At 49.6% G+C, this 264-nt stretch carries 1 pseudogene; it reads left to right on the forward strand.

From position 1 onward, the window contains the following. A pseudogene (locus tag KVT27_RS25065) lies at positions 1-264 on the forward strand (sugar ABC transporter permease); the annotation flags it as partial.

A 264-nucleotide genomic window follows, 5' to 3' on the forward strand; every position in this document is an offset into this window, starting at 1 on the left:
CTGATGTTGGATATCCGCAAAAATAAACTGCTTTATGTGATGCTGGCGCCGGTGCTGCTGTATTATATCGTGTTTCACTATGCGCCTATGTATGGTGCTGTGATTGCTTTCAAGGACTTCTCGCCAAGGCTTGGCATTTGGGGGAGCGATTGGGTCGGATTCGAGCATTTCCGCGAATTTTTCACGGGGCCCTATTTCTGGCGGACGATCAAGAATACGGTTCTGATCAGCTTCTACCAGCTGTTATTCGGATTCCCGGCGCCT

The sequence above is a fragment of the Lysinibacillus sp. GbtcB16 genome (assembly GCF_019091145.1).
In the GTDB taxonomy this organism is placed as follows: domain Bacteria; phylum Bacillota; class Bacilli; order Bacillales_A; family Planococcaceae; genus Lysinibacillus; species Lysinibacillus fusiformis.